Origin of the sequence: Pararhodobacter zhoushanensis (assembly GCF_003990445.1) — a bacterium.
Classification (GTDB): Bacteria; Pseudomonadota; Alphaproteobacteria; order Rhodobacterales; family Rhodobacteraceae; genus Pararhodobacter; species Pararhodobacter zhoushanensis.
Window position 1 is genome coordinate 25,591 of sequence record NZ_REEZ01000014.1, and the last position, 21,045, is coordinate 46,635.

Annotated in this window: 28 protein-coding genes; 24 read left to right on the forward strand and 4 right to left on the reverse strand. The window is 65.1% G+C overall.

The window, feature by feature from the left end:
* Positions 1-2: 2 nt before the first annotated feature.
* From EAE28_RS20825 to EAE28_RS20835, 4 genes are all read right to left on the reverse strand, one after another.
* Complete coding sequence (locus tag EAE28_RS20825) at positions 3-260, reverse strand: hypothetical protein (protein ID WP_127109889.1); 258 nt, start codon at positions 258-260, stop codon at positions 3-5.
* A complete protein-coding gene (locus tag EAE28_RS20830) occupies positions 253-915 on the reverse strand; it encodes a hypothetical protein (RefSeq protein WP_127109891.1) in 663 nt (220 codons plus the stop codon). The genes EAE28_RS20825 and EAE28_RS20830 overlap by 8 nt, the downstream gene beginning before the upstream one ends.
* Positions 912-1,058 (reverse strand): hypothetical protein, encoded by a 147-nt coding sequence (locus tag EAE28_RS23890; protein ID WP_164736727.1) that lies wholly within the window; start codon positions 1,056-1,058, stop codon positions 912-914. The genes EAE28_RS20830 and EAE28_RS23890 overlap by 4 nt, the downstream gene beginning before the upstream one ends.
* Before the next feature lie 202 nt (positions 1,059-1,260).
* On the reverse strand, positions 1,261-1,572 hold the full coding sequence (locus EAE28_RS20835) for a helix-turn-helix domain-containing protein (protein WP_164736728.1): 312 nt from the start codon (positions 1,570-1,572) through the stop codon (positions 1,261-1,263).
* A gap of 725 nt (positions 1,573-2,297) precedes the next feature.
* Here EAE28_RS20835 and EAE28_RS20840 point away from each other — a divergent pair.
* The 24 genes from EAE28_RS20840 (at position 2,298) to EAE28_RS20955 (ending at position 21,042) form a co-directional block, all read left to right on the forward strand.
* A complete protein-coding gene (locus tag EAE28_RS20840; protein ID WP_127109895.1) occupies positions 2,298-2,774 on the forward strand; it encodes a hypothetical protein in 477 nt (158 codons plus the stop codon).
* Positions 2,775-2,907: 133 nt separating this feature from the next.
* The gene (locus EAE28_RS20845; protein WP_127109897.1) at positions 2,908-3,264 is read left to right on the forward strand and encodes a dATP/dGTP diphosphohydrolase domain-containing protein; all 357 of its coding nucleotides are present in this window, start codon (positions 2,908-2,910) and stop codon (positions 3,262-3,264) included.
* A complete protein-coding gene (locus tag EAE28_RS20850) occupies positions 3,261-3,965 on the forward strand; it encodes a hypothetical protein (protein WP_127109899.1) in 705 nt (234 codons plus the stop codon). Before EAE28_RS20845 ends, EAE28_RS20850 begins: the two co-directional genes overlap by 4 nt.
* Positions 3,958-4,278, forward strand: coding sequence for a hypothetical protein (locus EAE28_RS20855; protein WP_127109901.1), 321 nt, complete (start codon positions 3,958-3,960; stop codon positions 4,276-4,278). Before EAE28_RS20850 ends, EAE28_RS20855 begins: the two co-directional genes overlap by 8 nt.
* Complete coding sequence (locus tag EAE28_RS20860; RefSeq protein ID WP_127109903.1) at positions 4,275-4,673, forward strand: hypothetical protein; 399 nt, start codon at positions 4,275-4,277, stop codon at positions 4,671-4,673. Before EAE28_RS20855 ends, EAE28_RS20860 begins: the two co-directional genes overlap by 4 nt.
* A complete protein-coding gene (locus EAE28_RS20865) occupies positions 4,666-5,337 on the forward strand; it encodes a hypothetical protein (RefSeq protein WP_127109905.1) in 672 nt (223 codons plus the stop codon). Before EAE28_RS20860 ends, EAE28_RS20865 begins: the two co-directional genes overlap by 8 nt.
* Positions 5,334-5,966 carry a hypothetical protein gene (locus EAE28_RS20870; RefSeq protein ID WP_127109907.1) on the forward strand — a complete coding sequence of 211 codons (633 nt, stop codon included), beginning with the start codon at positions 5,334-5,336 and terminating at the stop codon, positions 5,964-5,966. The genes EAE28_RS20865 and EAE28_RS20870 overlap by 4 nt, the downstream gene beginning before the upstream one ends.
* Positions 5,967-6,279: 313 nt before the next feature.
* Positions 6,280-6,867, forward strand: coding sequence for a hypothetical protein (locus EAE28_RS20875; RefSeq protein ID WP_127109909.1), 588 nt, complete (start codon positions 6,280-6,282; stop codon positions 6,865-6,867).
* Positions 6,857-7,531 carry a hypothetical protein gene (locus tag EAE28_RS20880; RefSeq protein ID WP_127109911.1) on the forward strand — a complete coding sequence of 225 codons (675 nt, stop codon included), beginning with the start codon at positions 6,857-6,859 and terminating at the stop codon, positions 7,529-7,531. Before EAE28_RS20875 ends, EAE28_RS20880 begins: the two co-directional genes overlap by 11 nt.
* Positions 7,532-7,645: 114 nt before the next feature.
* Positions 7,646-8,401, forward strand: coding sequence for a hypothetical protein (locus EAE28_RS20885; protein WP_127109913.1), 756 nt, complete (start codon positions 7,646-7,648; stop codon positions 8,399-8,401).
* Positions 8,402-8,521: 120 nt separating this feature from the next.
* Positions 8,522-9,175, forward strand: a complete 654-nt coding sequence (locus EAE28_RS20890) for a terminase small subunit (protein WP_127109915.1) — start codon at positions 8,522-8,524, stop codon at positions 9,173-9,175.
* Entirely contained in the window at positions 9,175-11,298 is a 2,124-nt protein-coding gene (locus tag EAE28_RS20895) for a terminase gpA endonuclease subunit (protein WP_127109917.1), read from the forward strand. The genes EAE28_RS20890 and EAE28_RS20895 overlap by 1 nt, the downstream gene beginning before the upstream one ends.
* The gene (locus EAE28_RS20900) at positions 11,295-11,498 is read left to right on the forward strand and encodes a phage head-tail joining protein (protein WP_127109919.1); all 204 of its coding nucleotides are present in this window, start codon (positions 11,295-11,297) and stop codon (positions 11,496-11,498) included. The genes EAE28_RS20895 and EAE28_RS20900 overlap by 4 nt, the downstream gene beginning before the upstream one ends.
* Positions 11,495-12,949, forward strand: a complete 1,455-nt coding sequence (locus tag EAE28_RS20905) for a phage portal protein (RefSeq protein WP_127109921.1) — start codon at positions 11,495-11,497, stop codon at positions 12,947-12,949. The genes EAE28_RS20900 and EAE28_RS20905 overlap by 4 nt, the downstream gene beginning before the upstream one ends.
* Positions 12,942-15,011: a head maturation protease, ClpP-related gene (locus tag EAE28_RS20910; RefSeq protein WP_127109923.1), complete on the forward strand. Its 2,070-nt coding sequence runs from the start codon at positions 12,942-12,944 to the stop codon at positions 15,009-15,011. Before EAE28_RS20905 ends, EAE28_RS20910 begins: the two co-directional genes overlap by 8 nt.
* Positions 15,012-15,105: 94 nt before the next feature.
* Positions 15,106-15,438, forward strand: coding sequence for a DUF2190 family protein (locus EAE28_RS20915; protein WP_127109925.1), 333 nt, complete (start codon positions 15,106-15,108; stop codon positions 15,436-15,438).
* Entirely contained in the window at positions 15,435-15,758 is a 324-nt protein-coding gene (locus EAE28_RS20920) for a head-tail joining protein (RefSeq protein WP_246022517.1), read from the forward strand. The genes EAE28_RS20915 and EAE28_RS20920 overlap by 4 nt, the downstream gene beginning before the upstream one ends.
* Complete coding sequence (locus tag EAE28_RS20925; protein ID WP_127109927.1) at positions 15,755-16,201, forward strand: hypothetical protein; 447 nt, start codon at positions 15,755-15,757, stop codon at positions 16,199-16,201. Before EAE28_RS20920 ends, EAE28_RS20925 begins: the two co-directional genes overlap by 4 nt.
* 11 nt (positions 16,202-16,212) lie before the next feature.
* Positions 16,213-16,674 (forward strand): phage tail protein, encoded by a 462-nt coding sequence (locus EAE28_RS20930; protein WP_127109929.1) that lies wholly within the window; start codon positions 16,213-16,215, stop codon positions 16,672-16,674.
* Positions 16,671-17,033, forward strand: a complete 363-nt coding sequence (locus tag EAE28_RS20935) for a hypothetical protein (RefSeq protein WP_127109931.1) — start codon at positions 16,671-16,673, stop codon at positions 17,031-17,033. Before EAE28_RS20930 ends, EAE28_RS20935 begins: the two co-directional genes overlap by 4 nt.
* Before the next feature lie 337 nt (positions 17,034-17,370).
* On the forward strand, positions 17,371-19,527 hold the full coding sequence (locus EAE28_RS20940) for a hypothetical protein (RefSeq protein WP_127109933.1): 2,157 nt from the start codon (positions 17,371-17,373) through the stop codon (positions 19,525-19,527).
* A complete protein-coding gene (locus EAE28_RS20945; protein WP_127109935.1) occupies positions 19,527-20,090 on the forward strand; it encodes a hypothetical protein in 564 nt (187 codons plus the stop codon). Before EAE28_RS20940 ends, EAE28_RS20945 begins: the two co-directional genes overlap by 1 nt.
* Positions 20,087-20,647 carry a hypothetical protein gene (locus tag EAE28_RS20950; RefSeq protein ID WP_127109937.1) on the forward strand — a complete coding sequence of 187 codons (561 nt, stop codon included), beginning with the start codon at positions 20,087-20,089 and terminating at the stop codon, positions 20,645-20,647. The genes EAE28_RS20945 and EAE28_RS20950 overlap by 4 nt, the downstream gene beginning before the upstream one ends.
* Entirely contained in the window at positions 20,635-21,042 is a 408-nt protein-coding gene (locus tag EAE28_RS20955) for a DUF6950 family protein (protein WP_127109939.1), read from the forward strand. The genes EAE28_RS20950 and EAE28_RS20955 overlap by 13 nt, the downstream gene beginning before the upstream one ends.
* The last annotated feature ends 3 nt before the right edge of the window (positions 21,043-21,045 follow it).

Consider the following 21,045-nt stretch of genomic DNA (forward strand, 5'->3'; position numbering starts at 1 on the left):
GATCAGCGGGGCGCGGCGATGCGCCCGCGCCATGCGTCAAATTCAGTGGTCAGGGCATCAAAGCGTGCCAGCGCCCCGGCGTCGGTGTCGAGGTCTTTGCGGCTGGCGATCTGGCATTCGCGGCGCAGGAAGTGGGCGGCGGCGGTGCTGGTGAACTGTGCCCCGCTCAAGCCGCTGCGTTCACCGGCAAAGCGCTGAAACGCGCTGTCGCTGCACAGGATGCCCGCACGTCGGGCGTGCGCCTTGGCCGGGTCAGCCATGGGCTGCGGCCCAGTAGAGGCGCGATACGACGTCGCCCCGGTTCCAGTCGGCGGCGATCAACGCGCCCGAGCTGGTAAGCGCGACAAGCTGCGGGGCGACCTTGCCGATTGCGCGCGCCGATTTGGTTTTCGCAAAAAGATAGCGGCAGACCTTGTCGGTGGTGGCCGGTTCGCGCCGGGTCACGCTGCATGTCACCGGCCACCATTGCGGACGCCCCGCCAAATCGCGGGCGTTGATCGCGCGCACGGCGTCAAGGATCTCGCTGTCGGAAATGCTGGTCATGTCCAGCAAGGCCCGTGCCGCGCCCAAGGGCGTACGCCGCCAAATGGACGGGCGGTTAGTCCCGCTGCTCTGCGCGCCCGCGCGGGCAACCAGCCCCAACTTGCGCAGGCGATAAAGCGTATCGGTCACTTGCTCTTTCGTCGGCTGGTCGACGGCCAGCGTTGCCAGGATCGCGTCGGGGGTGCTTGTGCTCTGACCGATGGCGTGCAGCACGCGCAGCGCCCGGCGGGTAAGGCTGCGCGAAAGCTCGGGCGCGTCCATCGGCAGCGCGTCGGGGTCGAGGGTTTGAAAGGTCAGCCCGATTGCCTCGGCCAGCGCACGCGAGGCGGGGGCGGCGAGCGGGACGCCATGCAGGCCGCGCACCTGGATCATTGCGCTGCCTTCCGGCTGGAGCAAAACACAACGCGCGCGGCGTTGCGGTCGCGGCGCGCGCGCAGGGCAACGCACCAACTGATCCAGCGCTTAAGGGCAGCGGGATCGGCGAGGATGGTTTGCAGGTCGTTGGGTTTGGTCATGGTCTCGCCTCTCACGGTTGATGTGAGGGGAGAATATGGAGAAAAACTCCACCGTCAACACAAAAGTGGATAAAAAATCTATTTACAGAACGGAAAGGGAACGGCACAAGCTACATCTGGAGGATGAGTGAGTGCCCTACAAGTTGAGTGATATGGTTGTGCTGATGATAGCGCGTTTGACGCGCTGCAGGGTCGCTACGGCCTATAGGGTCGTACGGTGGCTGTGCATCAAGCTAAGAATTTCCGGTCGGTGAGCAAGTGGCACGTCGGCTAAATCGCCACGGTAGATGAAGTCCAGACCGAAGCCAAAAAGCTCTGCTATTCGTTCTGCAACAGCAATATCAAGACCGGCAGTTCCCTTCTCGATCTTGGTAAGCGAGCTACGATCGACGCTGACCGCTTCGGAAAACTCTGCTTTCGACATGCCCAAGTGTTCGCGGATCGCGAACACCCTGGGTGCCACCTGGTCCGGTCTGGACCGTCGCTCGATGAGAGAGGATGCGAGTTTTGACATGACTGCATCGTGGCTACTTATGGAATAAATCTCCACTGGTGTTTTCTCCATCTTGACGGATGGATCTTTTCTCCATTATTTCAGGTGAATGGAAAAAAGATCCGCAGACCAGATTGGGTCAGTTCGCTGTCTGATCGGCCTTTGGCCGACCCGTCGCGCTTTGGGCGATGACTTGGGAGTTCAGGCGGAACGGGTCCACAAGTGGGCGCAGGCGAATTCGATCCCGCCGCGCTACCAGCAAGGCGTTATTGAGGCGGCGCGTCGGCGTGGGTTCCCTATGGTTTCTGCCGAGTTGATCGTTGCCCTGCACGCGGTTGGGGTAGGCGAGCAAAGTGGTGCCGCATGATTGGGGTGCAGCCATTTAATGTCCGTTCCGCTGCGGGGTTAGCCTCGCTGCCAAAGCGTTTGAAGTTGGGCAACGAAGAGTGCGGTTTGCGCAAGGTCGCTTTGGTATTGAGTGGCGCACGCTGCCACAAACTTCCGGTCGACTACACTGCGTCTTTGGGTAGTTGCGCCGCGCCTTTGCGACGGTGCGATCTGACTTCGCGCTTGGGCAGCAAATGTGTCGGGCGGTGGCGCAACGCAGCACTCGCGTGGACGTCGCGTCATGGCAGGTCGGACGGCAATACGATCGGCGTGTCATTTCCATACCGCGACACTGCCACGCGCGACGCCGCGAAAACACGCGAAACCCCCCGTGAAATCTTCACAAGAAAGGCCCGGTCATGACCCGCCCCTCTCGCCCCGGAACCATCCAAGACGCCGTGCGCCGCGCTTATGTGGCGGTCGGGGGTGTTGAAAACGCCGCTGCCGATATGGGGCTGTCGCTGTCGTCGGCGTCTTACGGCACCGAGTTGCGCGAGGATCGCCCCGGCGGGCTGGGGGTCAATTATCTGGACCGCCTCGGGCGCGTCGACGTCGCCGCCGCGCTGCCGGTTGCGCAGCACTTCGCCACGCTGGCGGGCGGGGTGTTCCAGCCGATCGACTGGTCGGGACCGATTGCCGGGGGTGTCCATACCCTGACGCGCGAGTTTTCCGACGTGTTGCAGGTCCATGCCGAGGCGCATTCGTCGACCTCGGGCGATCCTGCCGACTACACGCCCGAGGAAGCGCGCCGCCAGATCTGCGAGATTGACGAACTGGTCGGCGCAGCCCTGCGGCTGCGCGCGGCCATGGTCGCAAAGGCGGGGGGCGCGGCATGATGTGCGCCCTTCGTCCCAAGAATTCCGTCGGGGGTGTCCTTGCCTCTGGCGGGGTGCCGTGCCGGTATTTTCCGGTTCACTGCCTCAACTGCCCCCGGCCTTGTGCCGGGGGGCTTTTGGTGGGGGTTGTCTGATGAAGGGCAACCAATGGAATGCTGCCGACGCTGATTTTCGGGATCAGGACATTCTGACCGCTGCCGTCAAGGCGGATGACAGCAAGCCGCGGTATGACCTTATCCCGCCCGAGGCGCTGGAGGCGCTGGCCGAAATCCTGACCTTTGGCGCGGCGAAATATGCGCCTCGAAACTGGGAATGCGGTTTCCGTTGGGGACGGGTCTTTGCCGCGTTGATGCGGCACCTTTGGGCGTGGTGGGCACGCTCTGGACCCGACGCTGAAACGGGGCGCTCACACCTGTGGCACGCGCTGGCGTGTCTGGTGTTCCTGATCGCCTTTGAGGCGCGCGCCACGGGCGAGGATGATCGCCCATGACCGCAAACCCTGCAAATGGCCTGTTCAACGCCCGCCGTCCGCGCATCGCCGAGGGCGGCATGTTCGCCGATCTGCCGCAAGCCGGGCGTCCTGTCGCCCGCGACCCGCTCGATTTCGACCCGACGCCCGATTATGCGACCGCGCCTTTCATTGCCGCCGAGGGCGACGCGATCCGCAAGCATACGGCGCAGGGCATGCCGATCTGGGAAACCGCTGTCGGGCGCGGGGATCTGGCCGGGCCGCTGATCGCGGCGGGGTTCGACGTGGTCGGCTCTGATCTGGTCGACCGGGGTTTTCCCGGCGTGGCGCTGCAATCGTTCTTTGATTTCACGTCCGCAACTGCGCTGTCGCCCGTGCAGATCACAAACCCGCCTTTCGGTGAAATCAGCGCGCGCGACGGCAAGGGCCGCTGGCTGCGGCACGCCTTCAATTTGGGCGCGCGCTACGTCGCGCTCTTGCTCGGGTCGGAATGGGCACAAGCGCGGATCAATGGCTTTGACGCGTTGTTCCACGATCACCCGCCGTCGATCGAATACGTCTGCTGTTTTCGGATCGACTTTCGCGGCGGCGGTGCTCCGCCGCAGTCAAATTCTTGGTTTGTTTGGGACGTGAACCGCCCGCCGCTTGGCCCGCACGAATGGCGCAAGCGGCGGCTGTTCCGTGAGGTCGCCGACGGGCGGCAGGGGGCACTTGATGTTTGAATGGGTCGAGACGGTCAAGGATTTCGCGTCGTTGCTGGATCTGATGCAGTCGCCCGCGCTGTGTGGCGACTGGACCTGCGAAGATGATCGCAAGCTGGTCGTCGGTGTCCTGCGGGGCAATGGGTTTGCTGGTGCGGTTGCGGAGACGGGCCGATCAGAGATCGCCTGCCGGGGCCGCTGGGATGCGATCTACCCGCCGGAACTGCGCTCGATCAAGCGGCAGGAAGTCTTGCGCCGGTTGGTTGAGGACCGCGCGGTGCGTGCGTTGGAAAAAGCCGCGCAGCGCGCCGACGGCACGGGGGCCGGGGCGTGACCATACAGGCAGAGGCGGTCGCGGATGCAGTGGCACCGCATTTTGACGTGGAAGCTTTTGCCGATTTCGCCTTTGCGGAATTGCTGGCCTGCCCGCTGGGCGAGCCGGGCCGGTGTCAAAACCCCGACTGTCAGCGGCCTTTCGATCTGCGGCGCGACTGGCAGCGGTATTGCTCCGACGCCTGCCGCGCAGCCGACAAGAAGGAATTCCGCCGCGTCGGCCTCAAGGCTGCGCCCGCTCTGCTGGCGCACCGGCTGGGAAAGTATGAAACCCGCGACCCCGCCTTGCGTGCCCTGTCAGCGGCAGCGCGCCGCTACCTGGGCGAGTTGCAAACACACTGGCTGCGCTGCCGTCGGGCGCGGGCCGAGGAAGCGAAAGGGAGGTTCAATGCTTGAGATTCTGCCAAAGAGCGGCGGCGCTGTTTCGCGCGTCAAGGCCACTTGTTACGACTGCCAGCGTGGCGAGGTCATCCCGTGCGAAATAACGCGCGGGTCGGGTGGTGTCTGGAGCGCCAATGAAGGGCAAGCGCACGCGAAGTTGCGGGCTCAGGGGTGGTCAATCGTCAAAGGAAAGCTGCGGTGTATGACGTGTGAAGCGAAACGAAAGGCGGGCAACGCGCCGCCTGTGCCCGTTGCGGTTCAAGCCGTCGCGGGGACTGACAAGGGGCCGACGCGTGAACAAAAGCGCGAAATCCTGGAACTGTTGCAGGTGTCCTATGACGCCGACGCCGGGCGCTATCGAGGAGCGGACACCGACGGCACCGTTGCCGAGGCGGTGCGCGGCGCTCTGCCCGGTTGGGTTGCCGACCTGCGCGCCGAGTTTTTCGGTGAAGGCGGCGGCAATGAGGCAGCGGGCCAATACGCGGATGATTTGGCCGCATTGCGCCAGCGCTGTTCCGACGCATTCGCTGCGGTCGAGGCTGACTTTGAAGCGCTGAAAGGCAAGGTCGATCAGGTGCGCGCCGTTCGGGACGATCTGGCGAAACTTGAGGTACGCTTTGCGTCGCTGGCAAAAAGCTTCGATCGCCGCGTCGGCGCGAAAGTTGGGGGCGGAAGATGATGGCTCGCCTTGCCAGCGTCGGGAATGATGGGTTGCCGGAATATCCTATTCCGCGCGATCAGCGGCTGCCGACACACTTCTTTTTCCCGCTTCAATTCAATCGCTGGCTCAATTCGAGCCTTCACCTAAAGGGGTCGTACGAGGTCCAGGGCATGGCGACGGCCCTGTTTTGCATCGCCCAAAACCAAACGCCGGTCGGGTCACTGCCTTGCGACGATATGATGCTCGCACGCCTGCTGCGGGTCGAGGAATCTAAATGGCGCGACATGTGCCGCGCTGCGATTTCGCCCCTGCATGGCTGGGAGCGCTGCACCTCTGAGGGGGAGGTGCGCTGGATGCACCCTGTTGTGATCGAGGTGCTGGACGACGTGTTTACCCGCCGAGAGGCTCGCACCCTCTCTGCGCAGAGCCGAGCCCGCGAAAAGCGCATCGAGCGGATGGTAAGCACGTTTCGGGGTATGTCCATGCCAGAGGCATTTCTACAGGACCGCGCTGCGATTGAGGCGATCGAGGACTACTTGGAGGCCACTTGCCGGGGCAACCGCACGCCAGCCGTTTATGGGCGCGCTGTGAAGTGGGCCAGTGAGCAAGGGCTTCTTAATGGGGGTCGTGTAAGAACAAGGGCTTAGCCGAGTTTTTGTCGCACTTCTGTCGCAGCGACAGTTTGGACTGTCGCAACGACAGTTTTGGACTGAATTGCGACAGTCCTGCGCACAAGCACAAGCACAAACACATACACAAACACAGAAGACAGAACCGGGCAAAATCGACCGGCTAAACTGTGGATAACTGCGGAACGGTCGAGAAAGAGGAATTGAGAAAGACTGAGTTCGGGCGGATGCAACAAGAAAAAATAAGAAAAGAAACTGGCGGGAACCGAGATTGACCAACCGACACGGCGAGAGGTGCAACGGATTTGGCTTAGAAAACGAGGGAATAACGATGGACGCTGAGGCACAAAAGGCGGGCGAGAAAAGGGTTAAGGACTGTCTGATCGACCCGCTGGTCGGGCTGGGGCTGCTGCGCCCGGCGGGAATGAAGGTCGATCAGTTTGACGCCATGCGCGAGGAGCTGGCGCGCAAGCTGGCGTATATGAGCGCCGCCAATCTGGCCGCGCTGGCCGAGCAGATAACCTCGCGCCCCCCAGGCAAGGGGTCTGACCGCTGGCCTGCTGGCCCGCTGGTCCTGCAATGGGGGATCGCTATTCAAGCGCCGCCTGATGATGCGTCGCCCTTGCTGCGCGCGATCTTTGCGCACGCCACCGGGCAAGAGGCGATCGCGGCGGGCTATGCGCCGGAACTGCTGGTCTGGGCCAAGAAGAACCGGGCCTTCCCGAAATCATTTGCGGTCAAGACGATCCGCGACGGTGCCGACAAGGCCATGCGGCGGGCGGCGGACCTTGAACGCATCGAGCGCGGTGGCGAGGCGCTGACCGCCGAGGAAACCGTATGGCTTGAGCGCCGCCGGGCCGCGACCGAAAAGTGCCGGAAGATCGGCGCGCTGTCGTTGGAGTGCGCGCATGAAGATTAAGCGGCGCACGCCTGCGAATGCGGTCAGCGACGGCGGCAAGCTGGTGAACACGCGCACGGTGGTGCCGCCCGAGATCGCGCATATCGTGACGCCCGCCCCGGCGCGGGGCCTGCTGGTGGTCGGACGTGAGCGCCGCGCGGATGGGCCGGGCTATGTGAACGGGCCTGACGACGACGGAACGCGCCTGCGCCTGGGCGACGTGTTCGATCGGATGGAAAGCGACGCGATCCGTCACGATGTTCCGTTTTTCCTCACGCCCGGTCAGGTCTCGGCGGGTCGGCGCTTTCGCGACACGGTCGAAGGCTATTCGGCGGGGCTGTCGCCCAAGTCGGCGCTCGCGTCCATGCAGCCGCATAGCGGGGGCGGATCGGGGACCATGTCGGCGATGGATTGGCACCTGATGGCGGGGCGGCGCTATGACGGCGCGGTCAACGCGATCGGGCACGGGGTCTCGCTTGCCGTGCGCCGTGTTCGACCGTCGACGCGGGGCGGGCCGGATCGGCGGTCAATCACCGATCGGGCGTTGGTCGACGCGGTTGCGCTGCACGATCTGCCCTTGGAAGCGGTGCTTGTGTCGCATGGTTGGGCAAAGAATGGCGTTTCAACTGCCGCGCTCAAGAAGGCGCTGTCAGCGGCACTGGAAAGGCTGCGTGACGTTTTGTGAAAAAAGGGCGTTGCCCCCTTAAGTCACTTGCAGCTACAAGAACTCCCAAGATGACCAATCACGCCCGCACCGGACCCCCGGCGCGGGCGTTGTCATGTCCGCGAGGTGCCCGCCGTGTTCAAGATGGCCGTCGATGCCTCCGATTTCCTTAAGCGCACCGGCGATCTGATGAACCGGGATCTGTCCATTATCGAGACATGGGCATTGAACTGGACAGCGGACGAAGCTGTCGACGCGCTGAAGCACCGTATGAGCGTTGTTTTTGATCGGCCCACAAAGGCGATTGCGGGCGTTGCCGGAAATCCGAAAACGGGTGCGTTCTATGTGTGGCGTGCCCGGAAATCGACGCGCGAGGCGGTGATTGAAGAGCGCGGCGCTCTGAAGAAGAAGCACTTCCTGAAGGTGCAGAACCAAGGCGGGCCACGTCCGCAAACGGCGCTTGAGAAGCTGGTAGAGGCGCGGGTTGTCTCGGCACAGATCCTGCGGGCCGTTGTTCCAGCCTCGGGCGCTAAATTGAATTCTTACGGCAACTGGTCGCCGGGTGAGCGCAACCAAGCCCTCTCCGAAATCGGGGCACAGCGTCAAGACATGCGTCGGGGCGCAACTGCAAACGCGACGGCTCAATCCATAGCGCGAGCACGGAAACGCGGTAGGGCATCGTATTTCGTGCCAACGAACGGCGGGCTATCGCCCGGCATCTGGAAGCGGACTCGCAAGGGCGATTTGTCCAAGGTCGCGCATTTTGTGGATCACGCGCCGCGATACACGCCGCTGCTGAATTTCGAGGGCGTGATCTCGCGGATTTATACAGAGCGTTTGGAAATCAATCTGCGTCGCGCCTTTGAACGCGCGATGAAGAACCCGCGCTGACCCGCATCCCCCCCGGTTTGGGTCCTTCCCGCCGAAACCCTGCACGCGGGTAATTCGCGCCCCGGTTCGGGTGGGGGCTGGGTGATCCGGTGGGGTGTGAATAGGGGTTGTGATTGGGCAATGGCTGAAACCGAAACCCCGGCGCTGTTGCCGGTCGACGTCGCTGACGATCTGCGCGCCATGCTGGCTGCATTCCCTCTGCCCGAGGGTGTCGCCGACGCCGACATGAACCAGGAAGAGATTGCGCAGGCGATCAGCAAGACGGTCAACACGGTCGCGAAGTGGACGCGCGCCGGAATGCCGGTTGTGCAAGAGGGCGGGCAGGGCCGTTCTTATGTCTACCGGCTGTCGCATTGCTGGGCGTGGGTCAACGATCGCGAGGCCCGAGAAAAGGCAGCTTCGGCGCATAACGCCGCGCAGGTCACGGCGTTGCAGGCGCATTTCCTGGGCGTCGACGTCGCGCAACCCGAGGCGACGCTGACGCCAAAGGAACGCAAGGAAATGGCGATGGCCTCGGTTGCCTGGGATCAGGCGGCACGGCTCAAGCGGTCACTGGTGCCGCTCGATGAGGTGATCGACCTGTGCGACGCGCTGCTGACGATCGTGCGCGAGGGGCTGGACGGTCTGTCTGATCGTTTGGAGCGCGAGCTTGGCCTGACGCCGTCGCAGGCCGGTGCCGTGCAACGGGCCTCGGCGGATGCGATCAACGCCATGCGGGTGCGGATCGAGGACGCCGAGCTGGCCGAGCGCGACGGCGGCGACGGGTTCGTGTGATGGGCGACCCTCGCGTGATCAGGGAAGCGGCGCGATTGGAGACGATCAAGCCGCTGCCGCCCTATGCCAGCGCGCGCGCCGCCCTGCGCCGGGCCTTGCCCGCGTTGACGCCGCCCGAGCTGATCTCGGTCACGGATGCCGCCGAGAAGTATATGCGGGTTTATACCGGCGGGCAGTGGCAACCGTACCGGCGCGCCGACGCGCCCTACATGGTCGAGCCGCAGGACACGACCGTGTCGCGGGACTATGCGGCGACGGTGTTTTGCGGGCCGTCGCAGTCGGGCAAGACGCTGATGCTGCAAGCGGCGTCGGTTCACGCGGTTTGTTCGCAGCCGTCGCGGGTGGCGCTGTTTCAGATGACCCGCGAAGCAGCGGCGGAATTCGAGCGCAACAAATGGTCGCCGATGGTGCGCAACTCGCCCGACGTCGCCAAGCGCCGGGACGCGGGCAGGGGCGCTGATAACCAGTATTCAAAGCGGTTTATCGGCGGCACCGAGTTGACCTTTGACTGGCCGACCGCGACCAAACTTGCCAGCTTCACCGGGCGGCTGGTGATGGGCACCGACTTTGACCGCTGGGCGGACTCGATCGACGGCGAGGGGTCGGGCTATGTGATGATGCGGGCGCGCACCCGCACGCTGCGCTCGCGCGGCTCGGTGGTGATCGAGTCGTCGCCGGGTCGGGCGATCACGGATGAATCGTGGCGCGCCAAGACGCCGCACGATGCGCCGCCGGTCGCGGGTGGCGTTCTGAGCCTCTATCCGGCGGGCACGCGGGGGCGGTGGTACTGGCCTTGCCCTGAGTGCGGGGCGTTCTTTGAGCCGACCTTTGCGCGGCTGCGGTGGGCTGAAAGCAACGATCCGGCGGAATGCGGGGCCACGGCGCAGATGATCTGCCCGCATTGCCGCGAGGGTTTCGGGCATGAGCTTAAGGGCGAGTTGAACACGGCGGGCCGCTGGCTGCATGAGGCCGCGAACGGGCGCGATCTGGTGCGCCTCGGCGATCCCGCGATCCGCCGCACCGACATGGCGTCGTACTGGCTGGACGGCGCGGCGGCGAGCTTTGCGACCTGGGCAGAAATTGTCGGGTTGTGGGTCACGGCGGTTGCTGCCTTCGATCGCACCGGGGATGAGGAACAACTTAAAACAGTGACCAACACCGCGATTGGTCGCCCGTATCTGCCGCGCCATGCCGGGGCGGATGGCGAGTTGTCGGTGCAGGCGCTGCGCGACAAGGCGGCGGGCAATTCGACTCCGCAGGGAACCGCGCCCAGCTGGACCGCCTATCTGACGGTCTCGGTTGACGTGCAGGGCGGGCGATTTGTTGTCGGTGTCACGGCTTGGGGGCTGGACGGTCGGCACCAGCCGATCGACCGTTTCGACCTGGTCAATCCGCCCGAGGGCGCGCCGGGTGGCGCGTCGCGCGGGATCAGGCCCTTTGATATCGCCGAGGATTGGGCGGTGCTGGACGGGCTGGCAATGCGCAGCTGGCCGGTCGACGGCGCGCATTGGGTTTTGCGCCCGGTGGCGCTGGCCGTCGACATGCACGGCGGCGGGTCGACCACCGAACACGCTTACCGCTTCTATCGCGGGCGGCGCAAAGAGGGGCAGGGCAAGCTCTGGTTTCTGACACGGGGCGAGGGGGGCGAGCATCGCGACCGCGTCTGGCTTCGCGCGCCCGAGCGCTCGGCGAACAAGCGCCGCCGCGCGGCGTCTGACGTCGAAATCCTGCACATGGCGACGGATCGGCTGAAAGACGCGGTCGCGTCGTCGCTGCGTCTGACCGAGCCGGGCCGCAACTGGTGCGGCCTGCCGGAATGGTTCGGCGAGGCCGAGACGGCGGAATTCACGGCAGAGCGCCGGGGGCCGAAAGGCTGGGTCAAAAAGCCGGGCATGCAGCGCAACGAAAGCCTGGACCATTTGGTGCAGGCCCGTGCGCTGCATATCCAGATCAAGGGCGAGACGATCACCGAGGCCGCGCCGCCGTTCTGGGCGCGGCTGGACGCGGATAACCCGTTTGCCGATTGGGTCGGGCCGCGCGCCGCTGTCGAGGCCCCAAAGCCGACCCCCGCCGCGCTGCCGCGCGCCGGGTGGATCGCACCGAGAAAAGGAAAATGGTTGTGAGTTGGACGCAGGAAGACGTCGACGCGCTCAAGGGCGCGATCGGCAAAGGTGCGGCGTCGGTGAAGATCGGCGACGAAATGGTGACGTTTCGGACCTTGTCCGAAATGCGCCAGACGCTCGCGCTGATGGAAGCCGAGGTTGCAGGCCCGGCGCGCCCCTCGGCGCAGATTTACCCCCGGTTTGTGAGACGTCCGCAATGAACGCAATCGACTGGATTGTCGGGCAGGTCTCGCCCGCTGCGGCGGTGAAGCGTGCGCAGGCCCGCGAGGCGATGCGCGTCATGGCGCATTACCGCGCGGGCGATCTGACCCGCCGCTCGGAAAGCCTGCGCGCTGTCAATGGCGACGCCGACGCGGTGGCGATGTACGCCCGGCGCGGCCTGTCGCTGGTGGCGCGCGACGTGATCCGCAATAACCCGATTGCCGCCTCGGCGCTGTCGGTGATCGTCAATAACGTGATCGGAACGGGGATCGAGCCGCGCCTGGTAAGCAAGGACAAGGGCCTTAAGCGCGAATGGGCCGACCTGATCAAGCCGCGCTTTGACACGTTGGCGATCGACGTTGACGGGGTGTCCACTCTGGGCGGGTTGCAGGCGCTCGCGTTCAGCGCGTGCGTGACCGATGGCGAGGCGCTGGTGGTCTGGCCCCTTCCGGGCACGCGCGGGGCCTCGGTGCGCGTGCTTGAGGCCGAGTTTCTGGACGATCGCCTGCAAGGCCCGGTCGGGCGCGGGCGCAACCTGATCTTTGATGGCATCGAATACGATGGTGACCGGGTGGTCGCCTATCACCTGTTCGATGAGCACCCCGGCTCGCCCGTGCTCGGGTCGAACATGCGCGGCCTGACGTCCAGCAGGGTTGACGCGTCGCGGGTTGCACACCTGTTCCGGGTCGATCGGCCCGGCCAGCGGCGCGGCGTCACCTGGTTCGCGGGTGTCCTGGATGACCTGGTGGCGCTGTCTGACAATGACGAGGCGCAGCTGATGCGCCAGAAGATCGCCGCCTGTTTCGCGGCGTTCTGGCGCACCGATGACGGGGATAACGAGGGTATTCCAAATACGCTTGCCCCCGGCCTGATCCAGCGCATCGGCCTCAACGATGAGGTGAGTTTCGCCAATCCGCCCGACGTCACCGGATACGATGATTTCGGGCGCATTCATTTGCGCCGCATCGCGCGCGGTCTTGGCATCACCTACGAGGACATGTCCGGCGATCTGTCGAACGTCAATTTTTCCTCTGCGCGCCTCGGGCGTATCGCCATGGGGCAAAACGTCGAGCGCTGGCAATGGCACATGGCAATCCCGCGCCTGTGTCGACCGATCGGCACCTGGACAATGCTGCAATGGGCTTATGACGCAGGCAACCGCCACAACGCGCAGGCGCTTCAAGAGGCGCGGATTGAATGGACCCCGCCGCCGCCGGTGATTGCCGACCCGAAAGCTGAAACGGCGGTGTCGGTGCAGCGGATCGAGGCGGGTCTTTCCTCGCGCCGGTCGGAGATCCGCAAGTCGGGTTACGACCCCGACGCCATCGACGCCGAGATCGACGCCGATATGAAGCGCCGCGCCAATCTTGCCGCGATCAAAGCGCCTGGCGCGACGCCGCAGGTAGCACCCGGCGACGCCTCCGAAACCGAAAGGAATCTTGATGCCTGATATTTATCTGGAGGGCATGGTCGGCACGCCGCCTTGGCCCGATGAGCCGCATTTTACCGGCGCTGATGTGCGCGCGATGCTGGCGCGTGCCAACGGCGAGCGCGTGACGGTCCTGCTGAACTGCCCCGGTGGCTTGGCGACCGAGGGTTTGGCCGTTTACCACGCGTTGCGCGACTACGCGCCCGGCGTTGACGTGGTGATCGTCGGCGTTGCGGCCAGCGCGGGCAGTCTGATCGCCATGGCGGGCAGCACGATCACCATGCGCGCCGGGGCGGTTCTGATGATCCATGACCCGGCGGTGCCTTTTGTCGACGGGCGCGGGACAGAAGCCGAGCACCGCGAAACCGCCGATGCCCTGGGCCGCATGTCTGGCGGCTATGCAGAAATCTACGCCGCGCGCGCCGGGATCACCGCTCAAGAGGCGCGCGACGTGATGCGCGCGGAAACGTGGTTCACGCCCGCCGAGGCGATCGCCGCAGGCTTTGCCGACATTGCCGAGGATGCCGCCGCGCAAAACGCCGCCGCCTTTTCCTATGCGGCCTATCAGCATGCCCCCCAGCACTTGCTGGCCGGGTCTCGGGCCTCTGGCCCCTCACGGCAGGCCGTCATGGCCTGGATCGGCGGGGCTAATCCCGCAAGCGCTTCACTGAAAGGAATGGGCATGGACCCGGAAGAAATCGACGACGACCTGACCCAAGGGCAGGGCGATGACACCACGACCGGCGGCGAGGGTGACGATACCAAGCCCGGCGGCGAGGGGGATGACACCACGAACGCCGGTGAAGGTGACGACACCACAACCGGCGGAGACGGTGAAGAAGAAGATCCGGCCGCCAGCGATGCGTCGGCGATCTGTCACCTGGTGGAGATGCACGGCGAGTCGGCAGCGGTTGCAGGCGATTTCATCGCGCGTCGCCAAACCTATCGCCAAGTTGTCGCCCACTATCAGCAAAGAGGAAATACCGTGCCGAATCCGACCGGGCCGCGCGCCCGTATCACCCGTGATGAGCGCGACACGCGCCGCGCGGGTATGACCGCCGCGCTGGTTGCGCAATTCGCTCGCAATGATCCGACCGACACGCGGGCCCGCCCGTTCATGTCCATGTCGCTTGCGGAAATGGCGGCGACCGCCTCGGGCTACCGTGGGTCGCTGCGCACCGCCGACGACCGGCTGCGCGTGTTCATGGACATGCACACGACGTCGGATTTTCCGCTGTCGCTGTCCAATGCGCTGAATAAGGCGCTGGCCGATCGCTACCGCGAGCAAGTGCCGATTTACCGCCAGATTGCGCGCGAGAAATCCTTCAAGGATTTCCGGGCGCATTCGATCATTCGCCCCGGTGACTTCCCGATGATGCGCCCGCTGGGCGAAGGCGGTGAAATCAAGTCGGGCACCATTGGCGAGTCGGCAGAAACCGTCGCGCTGGGGTCGTATGGCATCCGCTTTGACGTGACGCGGCAAACCCTGATCAATGACGATATCGGCGCCATTGCCGATGCGATCGCCGATCAGGGCCGCATGGTGGCCCGGTTCGAGGAAGCGACGTTCTTTGCGGCCTGTTTCGGCAACGCCGGGGCCGGGCCGAACCTGTCCGACGGCAACGCAGTTTTCAACGCGGCCGACGGCACCAAGGCCGGGGCGAATGCGGCGATCAGCATCGCCACGCTGGCGGCGGGCCGCGCCGCGATCCGCAAGCACACGTCGATCGGCGGCGCAAAGCTGAACCTGTCGCCGAAAATCCTGCTGGTTTCACCGGACAAGGAAACGGTCGCCGAGCAGGTCGTCGCACCGCTGACGCCTGCCGATGCTGACAAGGCCAACCCGTTCTCGGGCAAGCTTGAGGTCATGTCGACCGCCGAACTGACCGGGAACGGCTGGTATCTGCTGGCGAACCCTGCGGACGCTGCGCTCTTTGTGTTCGGCTTCCTTGAGGGATCCAGCGCGCCGCGCATGCGCCAAGAAGATGTGTTCGGGCGCGCGGGCATGTCCTGGACGCTGGAGCACGATTTCGGCGCGGGCGCTGCCGGTCGGGTCGGCGGCTGGTTCAACGGCGGCGCGTGATCTGACCTGCACGTGATCTGAACCCAAACGGGGCGGCAGCAGTGCCGCCCCTTTGCATTTCGGGCGGTGGTGCCCTGTCGAGAAAGGCTGAAAAATGAAAAATTACATTCAACCGGGCGAGGTCGTCGGCGTCCTCGCCCCGCGTGACGTGAAGTCGGGCGAGGGCGTGCTGATCGGCTCGCTGCTGGGTATCGCGCTGACTGACGCCCTGACCGGCGCGCAGGTCGAGATCCAGCGCCGGGGTGTGTTTACCCATGCCAAGACGTCGGCGCAGGCGTGGACCGTCGGCGCAAAGCTGTATTGGGACAACACGAATTTCGTGTTTACCACCACGGCCAGCGGCAACACGCTCGCGGGCACGGCGGCGGAAATCGCCGCCAACCCTTCGGCACTTGGCGTCGTTCTGCTGGACGGTGCCGTGCGGTGACATCGCTGTTTGACGGTATGTCCGGGATCGCCGCTGCCGTTCTCGGCAGTGGCGTGCCCTACACCCCGCAGGGCGGCTCGGCGCGCGTGGTTAAGTCCATTCTGCGCCGCACGCCCGTGCGCGCGATCGGTCCCGACGGGGTCGACGTGCTGATCACCGCGCCGACCTGGCGCGTGCGGCGTGATCTGGTGCCCGAGCTGGCGCGCGATGATCGGGTTTCGGACGCGGACGGCACTTTGCGTGTCTTGAATATCTGGCCGCAAGGCTCACCCGCCGCCGACGCGCACCTGATCTGCGAGCTTGAGGCCGTGCCCGGATGAGTGCCGAGCGCAAGGCCCTGCGCGAGGATCTACGCGTCGCTGTCGCTGCGGTGATGGCGGGCAACCCGACCTGGGCGGGCAAGTCGATCATTTCGGCCTGGACCACCAATCTTTCGCCCGACGCTCTGCCCGTGATCGGCGTTGCAACGCCGACCGAGGAACGCGACGCGGCGGCGCAGGACACTGATTTCCAGACCTTCGTTGCCGTTGTGGTCGTCAAGCGCGCACACAAGGGCGGCGACGGCACCGAGCTTGAAGACACCCTTGACGACGACGCCGAAGCGCTGGTCGGGCCGATCGAGGCCGGGGTGCAAGCACAGGGCCGCGACTTTGCGTTGCGGTCCTCGGCGATCGAGATTTCCGGCGAGGGGTCACCCCGCATCGGGACTCTGACTTTGACCTTTGGCGCGACAACCACGCGCGCCCGCATTCTCCCCCTCTGAAAGGAAACGCTATGCCCGCCCCCGCTTTGTCCATTGCGTCCATGCTTGCGCATGGGTCTGCCTTGCGCGTCGGTCGCGGCGAAACGCCGGACTGGATCATCATCACGGGCCTGCAAAACGTCGAATGGCCCGACCGCATGCCCGCCGACCTTGATGTGACGCACCAGGCGTCACCGGGTGCGACCGAGGAAAACAGGCCGGGTCTCTTGCCTGCCGTCGACTGGACGCAAGAAATGCTGCTGGACGCCGGGTCCGACGGTGACACCGCCCTGACCGAGCTTAACGTCCGCGACGGTGCGACCGGCGACAAGGAACTGCACCTGGTCGAAATCACGGTCGGCACTGGTGTGAACAAGAAGCAGCTGACCTGCATGGGCTATCTGAAAGATTACAAGCCGGTGGGCGCGCTGAAAGGCAACATCGTGATGCGGGCGACCTGGCGCTTGATGGCGACGGTTGCGAACGCAGCATGAGCAGCGCCCCTTTTGAAAAAGTCGCGGTCCCGTTGGCTGACGGGGCCACCCTTTACCTGCGTGCCGACGTCAACGCGCTGTGCGAATTTGAAAGCGTGGTGTCGCGCGCCGGGCTGGACCCGCTGCGCGAGTTGACCGGGATCGAGCAGGGGTTTCACGGCACCTTCTCTGGTCTGCGGGCGCTGATCTGGGCCTGTGCTGTGGTGCATCACCCCAGCCTGACGGTGCAGGCCGTCGGCGACCTGTTGGATCAGAACGGGCAGGCGCTACGCGACGGTCTCGCCGAGGCGCTGAAACGCTCGGCCCCCGAAAAGGCCGAGGGTGACGCCTCGGGAAATCCGCCGCCCCCGTCGGCCTGAGAGTTTGGGCTGACGGGCTTGCGGTCGAGTGGATCGCCGCAGGCTTTGAACCGGGGGCATTCTGGGCACAAACACCGCGCGCGCTGCAACGCGCGCTTAAAGGCGAGGCGCTGGCAAAGCGCCGTCGCCTGGCCGATGCCGCGCTTGCGGCGTGGGTCGGCGCGCATGTCGACGGCGACGGGCTGCGCCGCTTTCTGGACGATCTGGAAGCAACGCCCGGCAAGACATTGCCGCCAGAAGCGCAGGGCCATGCCCTGCAAAGCATGGCGTCAAAGATAGGCTCAATTTCGATGGACGATTACCGGGCGCGCATTCGCGGCCAGAAACGGGGGAACTGATGGCGGGTTATATCGGTCGGCTGCGCGCGTCGCTGGGCTTGGATACGGCGGAGTTTTCGCGGGGCCTGAGTGGCGCGCGGCAAGAGGTAACCGGGTTTCACGCGGGTCTCGCGCGGGGGATTCGCGGGATGACCTCAAGCGTTCTTGGCCTGTCAGCTGTGGGGGCGACGCTCGCGACCTCGGCGATCGCCGTGCGTGGCATCATGCGTGACGTGGCGCAGATCGGCGATGCGGCGCGCAATGCGGGCGTGACACCTGAGGCGTTCCAGGAATGGGGCTATGTGTTCGGCCAGTTTCGTGTCGGCCAAGACGTCGTCGCTGACGGGTTTCGCGAGCTGAACCTGCGCGCTGACGAATTCATTGTGACGGGCGGCGGCTCGGCGGCTGAGGCGTTTACCCGTCTGGGCTTTACCGCCGCCGATCTGTCTGACCGTCTGAAAGACCCCTCGGCGCTGCTGTTGGAAATCATGCGCCGCCTTGAGGGCGTGGATAATGCGAGCCGCATTCGGATCGGCGACGAAATTTTCGGCGGCACGGCGGGTGAGCGCTTTGTCAGCGTTGTCGCGCAAGGCGCGGATCGGCTGGGCGACATGGTGCAACAGGCGCGCGATCTTGGCTTGGTGATTGATAGCGATCTGATCGACCGGGCGTCGATCCTGGAGGAGAAATTCACTCAACTGACCGCCCGCGCGACGGCGCTTCTCCAGACTGCGGCGGTTAACGTTTTTGCGGGCGGCATTGAGACCGCAACCGGCGCGCTTGAGACTATGTTCGGCTCATTGGAGCGTGCGCGCGCGATCCTTGGCGATGGGGTCTTTGATGCCTTGACCGCTCAACGTGGTGCGCTTGAAAGCCTCGATGGGACGCGCGAAAGACTGACGGCAATCGCGATCGCGTCAGCCGAGGTAGAAAACGCGCTGACCGACGCCCGCCCTGAACTCGACTATTTCGTCATGGCTCTGAGGCAGGCCGGTGAAATTGGCGCAGAGGAAGTGCTGCGCAGACTGGTTACCGAAACCGATGCTCTGCAAGTGAGCCTCGCGGAAGGTACGATCAGCGGGGCAGAGTTCCGGGCCGAGGCCGAACGGCTTGCCGAACGGATCAGCAGTGTGATCAGCCAGTTTGCGGACATGGACGGCGTCAATCTCGACGGTGTCACAGGGCGCGTAAACACGCTTACTGAAGCCCTTGCCCGTGCCGCCACCGTCGCCGCCGAAACAATGGCGGCGCTGCCTGGTGGTGGTTTGCCGATGAATACCGGCGCGCCGCTTGACCCAAACGGGCCACTTCTTCCCGGCGATGCCGACATGCAGTCATCGCCCCGCCCGCGTCCCGCACCGCGCAACATCGACTTTGATTTGCCGCCGGTTCAATCCGGCAGCGGCAGCGGCGACAGCGAAACCGGCTATGCGGGCACGGTGGCCGATATTCGCGAGCGCACCGAGGCGCTGCTGGCCGAGGCGGCATCGCTGGCGCAGGTCGCGGCCTCGGGCATCCAGTATGCAGACGCGATCGAGTATGCGCGCGAGCGCGCCCGGTTGCTGACCGCTGCGCAAGCCGAGGGGCGGGCAATCACGCCCGAACTGACCGCCGAGATCGACGCGATGGCGGCGGCCTATGTCACGGCGGGCGACAATGCCGAACAGGCCGCAGAGCGCATGCGGCGCGTGCAGGAAGCGGGCGAGCGCGGCATCGGGGCTGTCACTGACATTTTCATGGCAATGGCGCAGGGCGGCGAGCAGGGGCGGCGGGCCGTTGTCAGCCTGATCCTTGAACTGGCCCGCATGCAGGCGATGCGCGGGTTTCAATCCCTCGCGTCGGGCGGGGGCGGCGGCAGTATCTTCTCGATCATCGGGGGCCTGCTTGGGAAAAACGCGCGCGGCACCAAAAGTTGGCGCGGTGGCCCGTCGATCGTCGGCGAGGAAGGCCCCGAGATCCTGAATTTGCCGGTCGGTGCTGCAATCACGCCCGCGCTTGAGACCGCATCGCTGTTGCGCTCGGCGGGGGCGGCCCCGTCGATCGTCTACAACATCGACGCGCGCGGGGCGCAGCGCGGCGTCGCCGAGGAAATCGCGGCGCAACTGGATGCGCGCACCCCGGCGCTTGTTCAGCAGGCCATGCTCGCGACCAAATCGGCGCAGATGCGGGGGTATTGATGGTCGATTTCCCCGTCAATTGCAGCGCCAAGACCGAGCGCTTTTTGCAAAGCGCCGTGGTCGCGACGCAGAGCCCGTTTTCCTATGCCGGGCAGGTGCAGGATTGGGGCGGCGAGCGGTGGGCTTACACGATTGGCGTCAAGGCGCGCGGTCGCCTTTTTGAAGCCTTCGCAAGCCAGACGCTGAACAAGCGCCGCCCGTTCATCTTTCGCGATCCGACGATCGCCAATGCCGCGCATTCAACGATCACGGTCAACGGTGCAGGGCAATCGGGCAATAGCCTGATCACGGCAGGATGGACGGTCGTCGGTTTGGTGGCAGGGGATTTCTTCAGCCTGGGCACGGGCGACCAAACCCGGCTCTATCAGCTGACCGCCGACGTGGTGCCGTCCAGCGGGGCCGCAACCCTCGACTTCGTGCCTGCGCTGCGCACCGCGCCCGAGCATGGCGCGATTGTCGAAGTCGCCGCGCCTGCGGTTCGTTTGCGGGCGGTGTCGCCCGTGATTACCGGCGTGGAATTCGGCTTGCTGCGCTTCACTGTCGAGGCGGTCGAGGCGCTATGAGCCGGGACATGACGGCGGCGGCAATCGCCGCAATCGCCCGCAGTGAGACGCCGCGCCTGGCGCTGTTCGTGGAAGGGCAGTTTGAAAGCGGCGCGTTGCGGCTGTGGTCTGGCCTCGGCCCGATCAGCTGGGGCGGGCACGAATGGACGGGCGCGGGGCAGTTGCTCGCGGTGTCACCGATCGAGGAATCCAACGGCGTTGTCGCGCAGGGCCTGACCGTGGCGCTGTCGGGCGTGCCGCTGGATCTGGTGCAGATCGCGATTGATGAAGCGCGACAAGGCGACAGCGGCAACGTCTGGCTGGGCATGTTCGAGGAAACCGGCGCGCTGATTGCCGACCCGGTGTTCCTGTTCGGCGGCTTGCTGGACGTGCCGCAGATTGATGAGGGCGACGACAGTTGCACCATTTCGATCAGCTATGAGAACCAGCTGATCGACCTCCAGCGCCCGCGCGTGCGCCGCTACACGCATGAAGATCAGCAGGTCAAACACCCCGGCGATCTGGGGTTCGAGTTTGTCACCACCATTCAGAATCAGGAAGACACATGGGGCGAGTGACCCGGATTGCCGGATGGGAAACCATCCTGGCCGAGCAGATCGAGGCTGCGCGCCTGCGACCGTTTCAGTGGGGCGTGCATGATTGCGCCACCTGGGCGGCAGATGTGCGCGCGGCCCTGACTGGCACCGAGAGCGCCGCCCAAGCATGGCGCGGGCGCTACAAGACCGAGATCGGCGCGGCGCGCGCCCTGCGCCGGTTGGGGTGGCCGGATCTGGCAACCGGGGCCGAGGCCGCTTTGGGCGCGCCTATCCCGGTGCTGATGGCGCAGCGCGGTGACGTGGTGATGGATGGGCAGACCTTTGGCGTGTGCGTCGGCGCGTCAGCAGCCTTTGTCGGCGAGACCGGGCTGATCTATGCCCGTCTCGGCCAGTGCTCTGCCGCGTGGAGGGTGTGAGCC